Consider the following 16376-nt stretch of genomic DNA (forward strand, 5'->3'; position numbering starts at 1 on the left):
ACGTCAGCACCAGCACGTGCAGGAAGACGCAGACGTAGATCCACCGCGTCACGCTTTCGCCAGCGCCGCCATCGCCGCCGCCATCACCTGCTTGACTGGAACGCCCGCGGCCTCGGCCACCCGGCGGCAGTCCTCGAACTCCGGGTGCTCGTTGAGCACCTCACCGCCGCGCAGGCCGCGCTTCACCCGCACCCGGCCCCACGGCGTCTCCACCTCCACCCAGTCCCGCTCCAGCGCCTGCCGCTCCACCCGGTGGAAGCGCACCCCGAGCGTCGTGGACTCGCGCACCAGCGTGTCCATCACCGCCTCGCGCCTGCTGCCCTCCACCATCGCGCTGAGCAGGTGCCCGGGCCGCCCCTTCTTCATCACCACGGGCGTCACCCACGCGTCCAGCGCTCCCACCGCCAGCAGCCGCTCGACCAGATAGCCCAGGAGCTGGGGCGTGCTGTCGTCCAGGTTCGCCTCCAGCACCCAGAGGCCCTCGGCCTTGTCCTCCGCGCGGCCCAGCGAGGCGCGCAGCACGTTCGGCCTGTCCCGGAAGTCCTTCGTTCCGACGCCGTAGCCCACTCGCTCCACGATGAAGTCCGGGGGGTGGCCAATCCGCGTCAGCACCTTCAGCAGCGCCGCGCCCGTGGGCGTCGTCAGCTCCCCCACCCCCTCGAAGCGCACCGGCACGTCCTTGAGCAGCTCCAGCGTCGCCGGCACCGGGATGGGCATGTTCCCGTGCGCCACCCGGATGGTGCCACTGCCCAGCGGCGGCGGCGCCGCGTACACCTCCGGGTCTCCCAGCAGCTCCAGCACCACCGCGGCTCCGCAGATGTCCACGATCGAGTCCACCGCTCCCACCTCGTGGAAGTGGATCTCGTCCATGGACACCCCGTGCACCTTCGCCTCCGCCTCGCCGATGGCCCGGAACACCTCCAGGGCGCGAGCCTTCGTCTTCTCCGAGAGCGTCTGTGCCGCCTCGATGAGCCGCCGGATGTCCGAGTAGGCCCGGTGCGGGTGGGCCTCGCGCTCGTCCAGCACGACGTCCAGGTGCGTGCCGCTGATGGCGTGGCGCACCGCGCGGCTCACCGCCAGCTTCCAGCCCGGCACCTTCAGCCCGCTGAGCGCCTGCGAGAGCGCCTCCGGGGACACGCCCAGATCGACGCCCGCCGCCAGGAACATGTCTCCCGCGATGCCGCCCACGGGCTCCAGGTAGAGGATCTTTCGCACGCTCAGGTTCCTTCCAGGGCCTCGGCCACCCGCGGCCCCCTGCCCTCTCCCAGAGAGGCAGGGACCGAGTCCAGACCTTTTCAGTCCCGGCCGAGAGGGAGGCTCCCGCTCAGGCGTCCTCGGTGAGGCGGAGCGCCAGCTGGCGCAGCTCCTGGCTGTTGAAGGGCTTGCGCAGCTCCAGCGGCGGTTGAGCGTGGCCGAACTCGCGGGCGATCTCCTCCCAGGAGTAATCGGAGTACGCCGAGCAGAGCACCACCGGCAGCGTGGGAGCCACCTTGCGCAGGTGCCGCAGCGTCTCGACGCCGCTCCAGCCCGGGGGCATCCGGTAGTCCAGGAAGACCAGCGCGTACGGGCGGCCCTCGGCCTGGGCCTGCTCCACCTTGGCCAGCCCCTCCCGGCCCTGGAGCGCCGAGTCCACCTCGAACACCCCCTCGTCCCGCGGGCTGGAGGCTGGCGCTCCGAAGAGCTCATCCGCCAGCTGATCCAGCTCACTGTCGCCCGCCTCCGGCTCCGGGCAGAGGATCCGGAGGAAGTCCCGGTGGATGGCCTCCGAGTCATCCACGATCAGGATCCGCTTCTTGCTGGGAGTCATGCGCTCTGCGCCTCATTGATGGGTTGATAGGGGAGCTCCAGCGTGAACGAGGCGCCCTTCCCCAGGCCCTCGCTCTGGGCCGTCAGCGAGCCGTTGAGCTCCTGCGCCGCGAGCGCGCTGGAGTGCAGGCCAAAGCCGTGGCCCTCCCTCCGGGTGGTGAAGCCGTACTGGAAGATGCGCGTGAGCATCTCGGGCACAATGCCCGTGCCGTTGTCGCGGACCTCGATCTGGACACGGTCGGCGCCCAGCCGCTCGGTGCTCACCCACAGGCGCCGCTGATCCACGGGCAGGTCATCCATGGCGTACTTGGCGTTGCTGATCAGGTTGACCAGGATCATCAACACCTTGTGCTTGTCGGTGAGCACTGGCGGGAGCTCGGACAACCGCCGCTCCACCTTCACCTGGTGCCGGAGCAGCGCCGCCGAGTTGATGCGCAGCGCGTCCTCCACCAGCCCCGCCAGGAGCACGGGCTCGTTGAGCTTGGGCGGGCGGGCATGCGTCTGCTGCACCTTGACGATGTCGCCGATGTGCTCGGTGTACCGCCCCACGTCATCGAGCAGGCCCATGAGCTCCCGGCGCTCGTCGAGCAGGTTCTGCCCCAGCTTGTCGATGAAGGGCACCAGCTTCCGCCCGCGCTCGTCCTGGGTGAAGAAGGGCCCGAGCTCGGCCCGCCGCTCCTGGAGCATGGTGCTCACGTGGCCCACGTGCTCCAGCCGCATCCGCCCCAGCCGCTCCTTGGCGACCTGGGCCGAGGTGTAGACGCTGTTGAGCACGTTGCCCACGTTGTGCAGCACGTTGGTGGCGATCTCCGCCATGCCCGCCTGCCGGGCCGACTGCAGCAGCTGCTGGTGAACCTGCTTCAGCTCGCGGGTGCGCTCCTCGACGCGGTGCTCCAGGCCCTCGTTGGCCTTGCGCAGCTCCTCTTCGCGCTGCTGGACCTTGTCGGACATCGCCTGGAAGGCGCTGGCCAACCGCCCCAGCTCGTCCCCGCGCGAGGTGTTCAGCTGGACGCGGAAGTCCCCGCTGGCCACACGGTGGGTGGCCCCGGTGAAGTCCAGCAGCGGGCGGGAGATCTCCTGCCGGAGCACCCAGTACATGATGGCCAGCTCCAGCAGCAGCGAGGCCACGCCGAAGAACAGCACGTAGCGCGCCGCACCGAAGGCAGCCTCGGACACCACGCTCTGGGGCAGCACGGTGACGAAGTTCCACTCCGGGCCCTTCAGCCGGGACACCGCGACGTACTCACTGGACTCGGGCAGCTCCAGGATCTTCTCCCCGGGCTGGCGGTTCTTCACCTTCTCGAAGAGGGAGCGCAGGGATGCCTGCTGCTTCTGGGAAGAGAGCTTCGCGGGGATCTCCCCCGGCTCCGGCTTGTCGGTGCCCTGGATGTTGTAGCCGACGGTGGCCCCCGACACATCCAGGTCGGGATGGGCGATGAGCTGCCCATCGTCGCGGACGAGCAGGTTGTAGGAGTTGGGCAGGTGGTCCTCGATGGAGCGAGCCATCAGCTCATCGAGCAGGATGTCGTGGTGGATCGTCGCGACATGGCGGCCGTCCAGGTCCAGCGGAGTGGAGGCGGTGACCATCCACTTCCGGGAGGCGAGCTCCAGGAAGATGCCGCTCCAGACCGTGCGCCGCTCGGGATCATTCTTGGGCAGGCTGTTGGTGTAGTACTCGGACGTGATCGTCGGGTAGTCCGGCGCGGCCTCCAGGGCCCAGTTGGGGCGCGAGGGCCACCAGCAGATGAGCGGTCCTTCCGCCAGGGTGATGTACGTGTCGATGAAGCTGGCATTGAAGGCCGGGCCGTACTGAGCGGCCGCGTCGTACGCGGCCAGGATGCGGCGGCGCAGCCCGATATCGAGGGTCACCCCGGGTGGAACGAAGACGCCCACCATCCGGGTCCCATCGAAGGACTCGGTGCGGGAGCGGAAGGTGCCATCGGGCAGCTTCGTGAACAGGCTGTCGAAGCGTGGGTTCGGATCCTGCTGGCTCCAGGCCTGGATGCGCTGCTCCAGGGCCTTCTTGAGGATCGCGTGGTTGTTCTCGGCCAGCAGGAAGACCGCCTGCTCGCGCTGGCTGCGCTCGGTGACATGGCGCTCCATCTCCTGGAGGGCTTCCTCGCGCAGCGTCTGGAGCATGTGGAGGTAGCTGAAGAAGGTGGTCAGCGAGATGACGATCGCGATGCGTGCTCCCATCTTGAGGAGCGTCGCGCGAGCAAGAGAAGCAGAGGATGTGAAGATCGATGACGACATGACACCGGGCTGGCCTGGCCAGTGGCTGGGGCCCTGCACGACCGGCGTGCTCATCACGCGCTGGCTGATTCCCGGGCAGGGCAAAGGCCCCAATAACACCGTCCCCCATGACTTCATCGATGAGGGCGCATGGCGAAGTCTCAGCTCCCCAGTGGGGCGGACGTTCGCGCGGGCCCTCCAATATCAGCCTGTACAGCGCATCAAGCAGGGCCCGAGTGACTCTCCGTCCAAGCCTGCTCGACGCTGAGAGCTACCTGTTCAACCTCTGCTCAGCATGTGTTCATCCCATGTTCAACGGTGCGCCAACCGAGCTCGCATGGTGCCCAACCAGCGCCGACCGCGGATAGGATCTCGTCCTCTTCGAGGTAACGCAGGTGCAGATGAGACTGGCAGATCAGGATGGGCCGCTGGAAAGAGCCCCATCCCAATCTGCCAGACACCCTCCCAGGGGAAGCTACCGGGGTGGCCTACCGGTTCGTATCCGTCCCGGTGCCGCCGGTGCCATTCTGCTCGGAGCCCGACTGCGAGGTGGAGCCATGGGTTCCGTGCTTGCTCTTCCCGTGCTTGCCGTGGCGCGAGGTGGTGCCGCTGATCCCCGTGCCCGTCGTATCACTGCTGGAGCCAGTGCCGCTCAGGGTGCTGCCCGTGTCACCGCCGCCCGAGCTGCCGCTGCTGCCGGACCCCATGCTGCTCCCGCTACTGCTGGAGCCAGAGCTGCCACTGGTTCCGGAGCCCACGCTGCTCCCGGTCCCAGAGCCCGAGCTGCCGCCAGTGCCCGAGCCGATGCTGCTGCCGCTGCCGGAGCCCACGCTGCTGCCGCTGCCGGAGCCCACGCTGCTACCACTGCCGGAGCCCACGCTGCTATCACTGCCCGAACTCCCGCTGGTGCCGGTACCGAGGCTGCTGCCGCTGCCGGAGCCCACGCTGCCGCTGGTGCTGGAGCCCACGTTGTTCCCGCTGCCCAAATCCGAGCCACCGCTGCCGCCGGTGCCGAGGCTGCTGCCAGAGTTCGAGCTATCGCTGCCGCTGGTGCCGAGACTGCTGCCAGAGTTCGAGCCACCACTGCCGCCAGTGCCGAGGCTGCTGCCAGAGTTCGAGCTATCGCTGCCGCTGGTGCCAAGGCTGCTGCCAGAGTTCGAGCTATCGCTGCCGCTGGTGCCGAGGCTGCCAGAGCTCGAGCTGCCACCGGTACCGGAGCCCACGCTGCTGCCGCTGCCGGAGCCGCCGCCAGTGTCCGAGCCGATGCTGCCGCCGCTGATGTCAGTACCACTCCGGCCCGTGGTACCGGAACCGGCTCCGCCCACTCCGCCCGTGGAGCCCCCCGCGCCAGAGCTGCTCGGCGTACTCGTGGTCGAGCCCGATCCACCGATATTGCCGCTCCCTGCGCTTCCCGAGGAGCTACTCGTCCCGGCTGCACCCGTATCGCCGCTCATTCCGGATCCCGAGCTGCTCGTCCCTCCGGTCTGGCTCGACGTGGTCCCCGCTCCTCCTGTCCCTTGGGTGCCAGCCGACCGCGTAGTGCTGCAGCCCCACCCGAACGTCATGACAGATGCCATTGCCCCAATCAGCAGTGCCCCTCTGAAGTTCTTCATCGCATGCTCCTGTGTGAGTGAATGCAGCAGGCAAGATGAAGCCGGGGCCAGGGATAGACATTGTCCTCAAGCTCAAGGCCGTTGCTTCGGGAGCCAGGGTGCCGCCCGGCCAGGTGCCTGCCCGTTCGCATGCTCACCCATGAGGCCTGACGCGCGGTTGGAAGCCTGGCCCCTGGGCTCGGCGTTCATGAGAGTATCCATCCATGGAGACACGCAGCGCACTGGTGGCCGGAGCGAGCGGACTCGTCGGTGGCTTCCTTCTCGAGAGTCTCTTGGAGAGCCCCCTGTACCGGGAGGTGTGCTCACTCGGACGGCGCGCTCTGCCTCGGCAGCATCCGAAGCTCACCCAGCGTACGGTGGACTTCGCCCGGCTTGAGCCCGAGGCGCTCCCCTCCTCGGACGATGCCTTCTGCTGCCTGGGCACCACCATCAAGAAGGCCGGCAGCCAAGAGGCGTTCCGCGCGGTGGATCATGACGCCGTGCTGGCCTTTGCCAAGGCCGCACACAAGGCAGGGGCGCGGCGCTTCCTGCTCGTCTCGTCGCTCGGGGCCGACGCGCGCTCGCGCATCTTCTACAACCGCGTGAAGGGCGAGATCGAGGACAACCTCCAGAGCGTGGGCTTCGAGTCCCTCGTCCTCCTCCGACCCTCGCTGCTGCTCGGGGATCGCACCGAGAGCCGCCCCGGCGAGCGCGCGGCCGTCGCGGTGACGAAGGTGCTCGGCCCGCTGCTGCACCCCTTCATCGGACGTCCCATCGAGGCCCGCACCGTCGCACGGGCGATGGTGGCCCTGGCGCGCGAGACGACGCGCGGCGTGCGCGTGGCTCTGTCCGGAGAGCTGCAGGAGCTCGGCAAGTAGCGAGCCCCTCGGCGCCGCGGCATCTCCACGAAAGGAAACGCGCCGGCGGGAAGGCTCCACGCCAGCGCGTTCCGTCAACACCTCCCACTCAGCCCCGGGCCGCCCGCTTCAGGTGCCCGGGGCCTTACGTCATGGCTCAGGCCGCCTTTGCCCGGCGCCGACCCAGCACGTACCACGCCAGGACCAGCAGCCCCAGGTAGACGCCGGCCTCGGTGTTGGAGGTGGCACCGCAGCCGCAGCCAGCCTCGACGGAGACCACCACCGGAGCGGAGGCCGCCATGTTGCCCGCGCCATCGGTCACCAGGGCGGTGATGATGTGCGAGCCAGCCTGGGCCTTGGAGCTGTCCCAGCTGCCGGTCACCGTCGCGTCCGAGCCGCTGGCGATCTCCACGCCATCCACGAGGATGGAGAGCCTGGCCAGCGTGGTGCCCGGAGCCACCGCGCCCGTGGCGGAGATGTTGACCTTGCCGGAGACCGTCGTCCCACCCGCCGGATCCGTGACCGCCGCCGTCGGCTGAGCGAACGGAGTGACGTTGAGCAGGGCCGTGCTCGTCAGCGTGGCCTCCTCCGAGTCCGTCACGGTGAGGCTGCGCAGGCCCGGCGACTTGAACGTCACCTTGAAGCCCTGGAGCACGCCCTCGACGAACTGCGCGTTGGCCGAGTAGGTGGCCGTCGCATCGGAGCTGGTCACCTTCACCGAGCCACCATAGCTGGCGGCCAGGTTGCCGTAGGCGTCGTAGGCCGTGGCGGAGAGCGTGGCCTCCTGGCCCGCCGTCACGCTCGAGACGAGCGCCAGCGTGTAGCTGGCCGCCGCGCCCGGCTGGACGGTGAACGCCGTGCTCGTCACACCCGCGAAGCCCGGGGCGCTGGCCACCAGGGTGTAGCCATTGCCGGCCTTGCGCAGGGACAGGCCGTCGAACCTCGCCACGCCGTTGACCACCGGAGCGGTGATGACGCCCAGCAACTGGCCGGCCGCCGAGTTCGCGCCCAGGCCCAGCGTCACGGTGGTCACGGACTCGGTGATCACATTGTCCAGCTCGTCGCGCAGCTCCACCTCGATCGAGGGCAGCGCGTCGCCTGCCGTCACCTGCTCCACCGTGGTGCGGAAGACCAGCTTCGGAGCCTTGCCCGGAGTGATGTCGAACACCGCGCTCGTCGCCGCGGTGAGCGAACCCGAGCTGGCCTGGAGCGTGTAGCCCTTGCCGTTGCGGTTGATCGACAGGTCCGCGAAGGTGGCCACGCCGTTGATGGCGTTCACCGTCTTCGTGCCCGATAGCGTGCCATTGCGCGGGTTGTTGCCGATGGCCACCGTGACCGCGTCCGTCACGCTGGTAGCCACGTTGCCGAAGGCGTCCTGGAGGGTCACCTGGATGGCCGGGCTGATCACCGTACCCGCCTGAGCGGAGCCCGGCTGCACCGTGAACACCAACGCCGCTGCCGGACCGTGAGTAATGTCGAACGCCGTGCTGGTGGCATCCGTCAGCCCGTTGGCACGGGCCACCAGTTGGTAACCCGTGCCCACGCGGGCGACAGACAGGTCGTTGAAGGTCGCCACGCCTCCGACGGCCGCCACGGTGGTGGTGCCGCCCAGCGTGCCGCCCTGAGGCCCTTGCAGCGCCAGCGTGACACTGGTGGTGCTGTTGGTCAGGTTGCCATGGGCATCACGGATCTCCACAGACACGGTGCCCAGGTTGGCGCCCGCCTTCGTGCTCGTAGGAGCCAGCACGAACACCAACTGGGCCGGACTGCCCGCCTGCACATCAAACGTCGTGCTGGTGGCGCCCATGAGCGCACCTGACATCGCGTCCAACTTGTAGCCGATGCCAGCGCGGTTGATGGTCAGGCTGTCGAAGGTGGCCACACCGTTGATGGCCGCCGCCGTGGTGATGCCGCCCAGCGTGCCGCCCGAAGCATTGGCCTCCAGCGCAAGGGTGACGCTGTCGGTCGCGCTCGGGATGAAGTTCCCATAGGCATCCAGGATGGAGACTTTCACCGCCGGAGCGATGGAGGCGCCCGCCACCGCGTTGCCCGGCCGCGTGCTGAAGGCCAGCGTCGCAGCCGCCGCAGGAGTGATGTCGAAGCCACCGCTGGTGCCGTCCTGCAGGCCCGTGGCGCTGGCGACCAGCGTGTAGCCCGTGGTCGCCTTCTGGATGGAGAGATCCGCGAAGGTGGCCACGCCGTTGATAGCGTTCACCGTCTTCGTGCCTGACAGCGTGCCGTTGCGCGGGTTGTTGCCGATGGCCACCGTGACCGCGTCCGTCACGCTGGTGGCCACGTTACCGAACGCATCCTGGAGGGTCACCTGAACCGCTGGGTTGATCGCTGTCCCCGCCTGAGCCGGGCCCGGCTGCACCGTGAACACCAGCGCCGCTGCCGGACCGTGAGTAATGTCGAACGCCGTGCTGGTGGCATCCGTCAGCCCGTTGGCATGGGCCACCAGTTGGTAGCCCGTGCCCACGCGGGCGACAGACAGGTCGTTGAAGGTCGCCACGCCTCCGACGGCCGCCACGGTGGTGGTGCCGCCCAGCGTGACGCCCTGAGGACCCTGCAGCGCCAGCGTGACACTGGTGGTGCTGGTGGTCAGGTTGCCATGGGCATCACGGATCTCCACGGAGGCAGTGCCCAGATTGGCGCCCGCCTTCGTACTCGTAGGAGCCAGCACGAACACCAGCTGGGCCGGACTGCCCGCCTGCACATCAAACGTCGTGCTGGTGGCGCCCATGAGCGCACCTGACATCGCGTCCAACTTGTAGCCGATGCCAGCGCGGTTGATGGTCAGGCTGTCGAAGGTGGCCACACCGTTGACGGCCGCCACCGTGGTGATGCCGCCCAGCGTGCCGCCCGAAGCATTGGCCTCCAACGCCAGGGTGATGCTGTCCGTCGCGCTCGGGATGAAGTTCCCGTACGCATCCAGGATGGAGACCTTCACCGCCGGAGCGATGGAGGCGCCCGCCACCGCCTTGCTCGGCTGCGCGTTGAATGCCAGCGCTGCCGCCATACCCGGGACGATATCGAAGGCACCGCTGGTGCTGCCCTGCAGGCCCGTGGAGCCGGCCGTCACCGTGTAGCCGGTGGCAGCCTTCTGGATGAAGAGATCCGCGAAGGTGGCCACGCCGTTGATGGCCGCCACCGTGGTGGTGCCACCGAGTGTGCCGCCCGAAGCCCCGCCCAGGGTGAGCGTCACCTGCGCCGTCGAGTTGGTGACGAGGTTGCCGCGAGAGTCCTGGACCTCCACCGCGACGGCGCCGAGCACCGCCCCCGCCGCCGCGTTGGCCGGAGGCGTGCGGAACACGAGCCGGGCCGCCGAACCCGGCGCCACGTCGAAGCTGGTGCTGTCGACATGGACCGAGCCGAAGGCAGCCTGCAGGGTGTAGCCCGTGCCGGCCTTGTCCAGACTGAGGTCCGTGAAGGTGGCCACGCCGTTGATGGAGAACGCCGTCTTCGTGCCGCTCAGCGTGCCCCCCGCCGGGTTGCTGCCCAACTGCACGGTGATGCCGTCACCGGAGCCCGACACGCGGTTGCCCGCCGCATCCCGCACCTCCACGCGAACCGCCGGAGTGATGGCGGCACCGGAGGTGACGCCGCTCGGCTGGGTGAGGAAGGCCACCTGCGCCGCGGCACCCGGATCCACTCCGAAGGCTGGAGACGCCGCGGAGGTCAGGCCCGTGGCCGTCGCCTGGAGCTGGTAGCCCGAGCCCGCCTTGTCCACGGAGAGGCCCATGAAGGTGGCCACACCGTTGACAGGAGCCGCCACCTTCGTGCCGTTCAGGGTGGCGCCCGGCGCGTTGGAGAGCGCCAGCGTCACGGGAGCCGACGCGCCGGTGACCAGGTTGCCGCCCGCATCCCGCACCGCGACCTTCACCGTGAAGGGCGCGTCCGAGACCACGTTCGCCGAAGGCGACGCCGTGAAGGACAGCTGCGCCGCGGCACCCACCGCCACATCGAAGCCCACGCTGGAGTCCGCGTAGAGGCCACTGCCGCCGGCCACCAGCGTGTAGTTGAAGCCCACGCGGTCCACGGACAGGTTGGCGAAGGTCGCCACGCCATTCACCGCGTTGACGGTGGTGGTGCCGCTCAGCGTGCCGCCCGCCGGGTTGTTGCCGATGGACACCGAGACGGCGTTGGTGGCCTGCGTCGACACGTTGCCGGCCGAGTCAAGCAGCGTGACCTGGACGGACGGGGTGATGGTGGCGCCAGCGACGGTGTTGGTCGGCTGGCGGGTGATGGCCGCCCGGTACGGCGCGCCCGGAACGATGGTGAAGGCCGCGCTGGCCGCGCTGGTCAGCCCCGTGGAGGTGGCGGACAGCGTGTAGCCCGTGCCGGGCCTGTTGAGGGTCAGGTTGCTGAAGGTGGCCACGCCGCCGACGGCCGCCACGGTGGTGGTGCCGCCCAGCGTGCCGCTGCTCGGGTTGGTGCCCAGCGCCAGGGTGACGTTGGCCGTGGACGCCGTGGCGTTGCCTTGCGCGTCCACGATGGCCACCTGCACCGCCGGGGTGATGGCCGCGCCCGCGCCGGTGTTGGAGGGCTGGGTGAGGAAGGCCAGCTTCGACGCCGCGCCCGGGGTGATGTTGAAGGCCGAGCTGGCCGCGCTGGTCAGCCCCGTGGAGCTGGCCACCAGCGTGTACCCCGCCCCCGCCTTGTTGATGGACAGGTTGCTGAAGGTCGCCACCCCCGCGGCCATCGTCGCCGTGGTGGTACCGGACAGCGTGCCGCCGCCCGGGTTGGCGCCCAGGACGAGGGTGACGCTGTTGGTGCCCGTGGTGACCGGATTGCCGAACGCATCCGCCAGCCCCACCTTCACGGCCGGGCTGATGGAGGCCGCCGCCACGGTGTTGGAGGGCTGCGTGGTGATGAGCAGCTGGGACGCGGGGCCCACGGTGACGGTGGTGCTCGCGCTGCTCGTCAGCGCCGCGTTCGACGTGTCCGTGGCCGTGAGGGTCTGCGCGCCCACCTTGCCGAAGGTGACTGAGCCGGCCGCCACGCCCGCGCTGAACGTCAGGTTGGCCGGCAGCACGGCCTGCGGATCCGAGCTGGTGACGGCCGCCGTGCCGCTGTAGCTGGTGGCCTTGACTCCCGCCGAGTCCACCGCCGTGACGGTGACCGTGGCCGCCGTGCCCGCCGCGATCGACGCGGGCAGGCCCGTCACCTTGTAGGCGACGGCCGGGCCCGGAGGAGGCGTCCGGGTGGAGCAGGTCGAGTACGCATCCGCGGTGACGCGGACGTCATCCAGGTAGAAGCCCTCGGCCGTGGTGGAGACGTCGCTGTAGAACTTGAAGCCGAACCACACCGTCTGGCCCGCCAGCGCGCTGAGGTTGACAGTGACCGCCTTGAGCGAGCCGTTAGCGCCCTGGTTCAGGTTGGTCCAGATCCGGGTGGTCGTGCTGCTCTTCAGCACGTTGTCATAGCCGCCAGCCGAGACATACGGCACCGTCGTGGAGGCCGTGTCGCTCACCGGAGTCCACGGGCCCGTTGCACCCGTGGTGCTGTAAACGAGCCAGGCACCGTCCCACTGATCCTCGAAGGCGTACCAGATGTTGAACGTCATCTGCGGGTTGATCGTGCTGGCCGGGACGGCGAAGCCGTTGATGCCCGCGGTGGTGCCGTTGCCGCCCAGCGACAGGGTGGCCTGAGTGCTGACGGGGTACGCGCCGCCGCACGCGGTGCTGGCCGCGCCAAAGCGGTACGACTTGGTCGCCGACTGGTAATGGCAGCTCGTGGTGATGTTCATCGTGCCCGCGGTGCCGCTCTGGGTCGTGGCGATCCAGTACGAGGCAGCGTTCACCGGGCGGTTGGCGTCGAGATCATCGAAGTAGCGCACGCCCGGAGTCACCGTGCCGGTCGGCACGGCGGACTTCTGGACGGTGTTGGAGTCCTCGTTGACGCCGGTGCTCGTCTCGGTGGCACGCACCACGTAGTAGTAGGTCGTAGCGCTGGTCAGGTTCAGGTCATCGTTGAAGCTGGTGCCGGTGACACCGGTGGCGACCCGGTTGGCCGCCGACGGGGTGAAGCCCGCCGTGGTGCTGCGGTAGACCGAGTAGCTCAAGGTGCCGCCGCAAATAGGAGTAGCCGCCGGCCAGGTCAGCGTGTTGGCGCAGGTGGAGGCCGCGCTGTTGGCCGCGGAGGTGAGGCCCGCGAAAGTCGGCGGCAGCGTGCACACGCCACTGGCGGTGACGGAGACCTCGGTGGACTTCGCGGACTCGGCGCAATTCACCGCGCGGACCACGTAGTAGTAGGTGGCGCCTCCTGAGACGGTGCTGTCCGTGAACGGCGAGCTCACCGCGGTACCCACGCGGGTGTACGGGCCACCCGCGGTGGTGGAGCGATAGATGTTGTACGAGGTGGCGCCGTTGGCCGCCCACGACACGTCAACGCGGTTGTTGCCGCTGGCCGTGGCGCTCACGCCGGTGGGCACCGCGGTCGCGGTGGTGCAGCTGTTGTACGCGACGAGCGCGAAGTCCTGATCCAGCGTGGAGCCGTTGCCCGGCACGCCGTCCGAGTTGATGTTGGCCGCCGTCACCGTGACGGTGTACGCGCCCTCGACGCCCGCGAGCAGGAACACGCTCTCCACGTTGTTGGAGCCGTCCGCCACGCCACCTGGGGCGGAGACGCCACCGGTGAAGACATTGCCCTTGTAGGTGTTGCCGCCCACCGTGACGGTCAGGTCCAGGTTGTTCTTCCAGGCATTGCCGGTGGTCGAGCCCGGAGCGTCCGTCCATCCCAGGGTGACGCGGAACGGCTTGGTGGTGTCCGACACCACGCCCGTGAAGGTGCGCGTCTGGCCGGTGGCCGTGAAGAGGCTGGCCGGGTTCTCGTCATCCAGCAGGCGCGAGGTGCCATCGAAGGCCCGGCCCAGATCCATCAGGCCCATGCCCTGGCCGTTGGACCAGAGGTTGTCGTTGGCGCCCACGCCCGTCATGTAGCGGGCCGAGTTCATCAGGTACGCCTTGGTCATCGCCGCGCTGGGCGGGGTGAAGCCCTGGTTGAGGAAGTACTGGCGCACCAGCGCCGCGCCACCCGAGACGGCCGGCGTCGCATGGCTGGTGCCGGAGGAGGCCGTGTACCACTGCTGGCCCGCCGGGTAGAAGTTGCTGCCAACGCCACCGCACACGCCGGAGCCATCGAAGCACGAGAGCGCCTGGCCCGTGGGATTGGCCGGCGAGGGGGAGCGCTGGGTGTCCACCTGGGCCACGCCACCGGAGATATGCGTGCCGGGCGCCACGATGTCCGGCTTCTTGCGGCCGTCCGAGGTGGGGCCGCGGCTGGAGAAGGCCTCCATGTCACTGAGCTTGTCCGCCTCCGCGTCGGGGACGGCGCACTGATCCGAGCCGCCAAAGGCCTGCACGTTCTCGGAGGCGCCCACGGTGATGATGTTCTTCGCCGTACCGGGCGAGCCCACCGTATTCGCGGCCGGACCGCTGTTACCCGCCGCGAAGACGATGACCATCTCCTGGTTGCCCGCCGCGGGCACGGCCGCGGTGGCCGGCTGCGCGTCACGCACCAGCGCGTCGTAGCGCTGCGCGTCCGCGTCATAGACGTTGGTGTTGGCGCCCCAGCTGTTGCTGCTGATGCGCATGCCGTCTCGGTACGCCCGCGACTGCAGGTTCTCGTAGTTGGGGCTGGTGAAGTTGCCCGGATCGAACACCACCGAGGAGCCCACCTTCACGAAGGGCGCCACGCCCAGGCCATAGGAGAAGCCCGCGCCGTCCGTGAACGGCGTGCCCGTCACGCTGGAGTACCCCGCGATGATGTGCGTGTTCAAGTTGCCGTGGCCGTCGCAGCCCTGCATGGTGCTGCCGGCGTTGGCCGTGCCCTCCAGGCGGTTGTAGACCACGCGGCTGGGGCTGGTGACGTCGCCGCTCAGATACAGGCCGAAGTGGTTGGGCACCTGCGTGCCGTTGTCCATGCCGCTGTCGCTCACGTCCACGCCAAAGCCGGACGCGGTGAACTGCTGCTGGGTGAACCCCTTGGACGCCAGCCACGCCAGGTAGCCGGGGCCCGTGGGGCCGCTGCCGGTGAGCTGCCCGGCGAGGATCATGTCCTGCCGCTCGTCGAGCTTCTTCGGCGTGGGGCGCGGCATGATGGACAGCACGTCCGGCCGAGCGGCGATCTCGTAGAGATCCTTCACCGTCAGGTAGGCCGTCACGTTCACGTAGCCCAGGGCCTCCTGGATCGTCCCGTCGCGCGACTGCTTGGAGCGGATGAGCTCCAGCGTCGGGCCGTTGACCTCCTCATCCTTGATCAGCTGGATGGCGTAGGTCTCCGTCTGCACGGTGTTGAGGGCCGGGTTGAGCTTGTAGTCGTCCAGGTAGGCGCCGTCCCACTGAATGGATCGATTCAGGGTGACACGGCGCTGCATGCTGCTCAGCGCGGACACGTCGCCGTACACCAGATAGGCGTTGTTCGGGATGTACGTGACCAGCCGGACGCCGGTGGCCTCCAGGTCCTTGATCCACTCGGGCTTGATGGGGCCGGCGAACTGCACCAGGTGGAAGCCCTTGCCGGAGGCCTGCCGCTTCATCCCACGCAGGGACTGCCCGTGCGCGGACGCGGTGTCGATCACCCCCGCGTTGAGCAGGATGTCGTTGGAGTCATCGCGAGGCTCGGCGCCCTCGGGCAGCGAGGCCAACGCCGCCTCATCCACCTGCACCACCTTGAAGGCGCCGTAGTCGGCGATCACCTGCGCCTGGACGCCACGCTGCTCGAGCTGCTCCGCCTGCTCAGCGCTCAGCTGCACCTTGTGTGTCGCGAGCCCTGCCCGGTAGCCCTCGGGACGCTGCGCCACGGGCGCGCTCCCCGAGCCCTCGCAGGCCATCGTCGCTACCAGCCATACGGCCCCGAGCACATGCGCGCTCCTGGCCAGAACGCCCCGCATGGGCGGCCGAGTTACGGATTTCATCATCGTGGTGGCCCCGACAAACAAGTGGTTCTGCGCTCTGGCCGAGCCGGGCTCGCTGATCAGCGGCGCGGATCCTCGGAAACGGAGGCGTTCGGCTCTGCCAGAGCCTCACCCGTACCATGGCCCGTCACGATGTTTCAAACACTCAACAATCACCCAATCCCGTCAACCCACGTAACCGGGAATTGATTGATCACCCTTGTCACACCCAGCGTCTACCGCCGGCCGCGGGTCCGCGAGATCAACGTCGCGTAGAAGCCGCCGCCGAAGCCGTTGTCGATGTTCACCACGGCGACGTTCGAGGCGCACGAGTTCACCATCGCCAGCAGCGCCGACACTCCGCCGAAGTTCGCTCCGTAGCCCACCGACGTCGGCACCGCCACCACGGGGATGCCCACCAGGCCGCCGAGCGCGCTCGCCAGGGCGCCCTCCATGCCGGCGATCACCACCGCCGCGTGGCACTCCTGGATCTCCTCGCGCCGCCGCAGCAGCCGGTGGATCCCCGCCACGCCCACGTCGTACACGCGCCGCACCGTGGCGCCCATTGCCTCCGCCGTCAGCGCCGCCTCCTCCGCCACGGGGATGTCGCTGGTGCCCGCGGTGACGACCGCCACCTTGCCGGCCCTGCGCTTGCCCTGCTTGACGTGGAAGATGCGCGCCACCGGGTGGTACTCGCCCTTGGGGAAGCGCGACAGCAGCGCCTCCGCCTTGTCCGGCTGCAGCCGCGTCACCAGCACCGTCTGCTTGCGCTCGAGCAGCGCGCCGACGATGCCCAGCAGCTGCTCCACCGTCTTCGGCTCGCCCAGCACCACCTCCGGGAAGCCGAAGCGCAGCGAGCGGTGCGTGTCCAGCGTGGCATAGCCCAGCTCGGCGAACGGCAAGTCCTTGAGCTGGCCCACCGCGTCGTCCACGGAGACCTTGCCACCTTTGACTTGATTGAGCAGTTGCGTGAGCGCCTTCTCGTCCATGCGC

7 protein-coding genes are annotated in these 16376 nt (G+C 69.0%); 1 reads left to right on the plus strand and 6 read right to left on the minus strand.

The features are described from left to right. Positions 1 to 48 precede the first annotated feature (48 nt). The 4 genes from larC to ACJ8AT_RS18790 all read right to left on the minus strand — a co-directional run bounded on the left by larC (position 49) and on the right by ACJ8AT_RS18790 (position 5363). Positions 49 to 1215, minus strand: coding sequence for a nickel pincer cofactor biosynthesis protein LarC (gene larC, locus ACJ8AT_RS18775; RefSeq protein WP_407739134.1), 1167 nt, complete (start codon positions 1213 to 1215; stop codon positions 49 to 51). Positions 1216 to 1324: 109 nt separating this feature from the next. Next, positions 1325 to 1807 carry a response regulator gene (locus ACJ8AT_RS18780; RefSeq protein WP_407739135.1) on the minus strand — a complete coding sequence of 161 codons (483 nt, stop codon included), beginning with the start codon at positions 1805 to 1807 and terminating at the stop codon, positions 1325 to 1327. Then, positions 1804 to 4002, minus strand: a complete 2199-nt coding sequence (locus tag ACJ8AT_RS18785; protein WP_407739159.1) for an ATP-binding protein — start codon at positions 4000 to 4002, stop codon at positions 1804 to 1806. Before ACJ8AT_RS18785 ends, ACJ8AT_RS18780 begins: the two co-directional genes overlap by 4 nt. A 524-nt stretch (positions 4003 to 4526) precedes the next feature. Then, positions 4527 to 5363: a hypothetical protein gene (locus ACJ8AT_RS18790; protein ID WP_407739136.1), complete on the minus strand. Its 837-nt coding sequence runs from the start codon at positions 5361 to 5363 to the stop codon at positions 4527 to 4529. A gap of 491 nt (positions 5364 to 5854) precedes the next feature. Here ACJ8AT_RS18790 and ACJ8AT_RS18795 point away from each other — a divergent pair, with 491 nt between their 5' ends. Continuing rightward, the gene (locus ACJ8AT_RS18795; protein WP_407739137.1) at positions 5855 to 6508 is read left to right on the plus strand and encodes an NAD(P)H-binding protein; all 654 of its coding nucleotides are present in this window, start codon (positions 5855 to 5857) and stop codon (positions 6506 to 6508) included. A gap of 136 nt (positions 6509 to 6644) precedes the next feature. On the opposite strand, the gene ACJ8AT_RS18800 is transcribed toward ACJ8AT_RS18795, so the two are convergent. Beyond that, the gene (locus tag ACJ8AT_RS18800) at positions 6645 to 15350 is read right to left on the minus strand and encodes a S8 family serine peptidase (RefSeq protein WP_407739138.1); all 8706 of its coding nucleotides are present in this window, start codon (positions 15348 to 15350) and stop codon (positions 6645 to 6647) included. A 269-nt stretch (positions 15351 to 15619) separates the two neighbouring features. After that, complete coding sequence (gene larB, locus ACJ8AT_RS18805; RefSeq protein ID WP_407739139.1) at positions 15620 to 16372, minus strand: nickel pincer cofactor biosynthesis protein LarB; 753 nt, start codon at positions 16370 to 16372, stop codon at positions 15620 to 15622. Between the last annotated feature and the right edge of the window lie 4 nt (positions 16373 to 16376).

This window comes from Hyalangium sp. (assembly GCF_045802625.1).
Classification (GTDB): domain Bacteria; phylum Myxococcota; class Myxococcia; order Myxococcales; family Myxococcaceae; genus Hyalangium.